Source organism: Streptomyces klenkii (assembly GCF_003626645.1).
Lineage (GTDB): Bacteria > Actinomycetota > Actinomycetes > Streptomycetales > Streptomycetaceae > Streptomyces > Streptomyces klenkii.
In genome coordinates, this window is record NZ_RBAM01000202.1 from 1 (window position 1) to 1,041 (window position 1,041).

At 75.9% G+C, this 1,041-nt stretch carries 1 protein-coding gene; it reads left to right on the forward strand.

The window, feature by feature from the left end; all coding sequences use genetic code 11:
• Positions 1-1,041 (forward strand): PAS domain-containing protein (locus tag D7231_RS35775; RefSeq protein WP_120760555.1); only part of this gene is annotated, 1,041 nt, incomplete at both ends.

Genomic DNA, 1,041 nt, shown 5'->3' on the forward strand with positions numbered 1-1,041 from the left:
GGATCGAGAGCTGGGTGGACCGGCACCACCCCGACGACCGGGCCTTGGTCCTGCCGGCGCACGAGGAGGCCGTGCGCGCCAGGCGGCCGGCGGAGTTCGAGTACCGGGTGCGCCGGGACGACGGCACCTACGGGTGGGTGCGGATGCGCGCCGGGATGGTCCTCGACGAGGAGGGCCGGCTGGTGCGGGAGGCCGGGACGCTGTGGAACACCACGCAGGCGCACGCCGCCGCCGAGTCGGTCAGCCGGGCCCTGCGGCACATGACGGACGGCTTCCTGGCCGTGGACCGCGAGTGGCGCATCGAGTTCGTCAACCTCGCGGCCGAGCGCCTGCTGGGCGAGCCGGCCGGGGCAACGGGCCGCCTGCTGTGGGACGTTCCCGCCATCCGCGGCGTGCCCGGGCTGGAGGAGCGCTGCCGCCGGGCCGTGGCCGAGGGCAGGCCGGAGGGCTTCGACGCGCCCTGGCCGGGCGGCGACCGCTGGTACCACCTGCGGCCCGTCCCCCTGCCGGACGAGGGCCTGACCCTCTACATCACCGACGTCACCGAGCGGCGGCACCACGAGGCGGCGCGCCGGGCGGCGGCCGAACGCGCCGCGCTCACCGGCCAGTTGACCCGCTCTCTCGCGCAGGCGGTGACGGCCGAGGACGTGGTCGGGGCCGTCGCCGACAGCGTTCTGCCCGCCTTCGGCGCCGCGGGACTGACCATCCTGGGGCTGGAGAACGACCGCCTGAACGTGATCGGCGCGGTGGGCTATCCGGAGGGGTTCCGCCACCGCATCCACGGCCTGCGGCACGACGTTCCCTCGCCCGTGCGCGAAGCGCTGCGCACCCGGTCCGCGCAGTTCGTCGAGTCGCGGGAGGCGTTCGCGGCCGGCTACCCCGAGACGGCGGCGATCGCGCTCACCGGGCAGAAGCAGGCGTGGGCCTTCCTGCCGCTGACGGTCTCCGGTCGGGCCATCGGCGCCGCGGTGGTCTCCTTCGACCGGCCGCGCACGCTGGACGACGACGAGCGGGCGCTGCTCTCGGCTCTCAGCGGCCTGA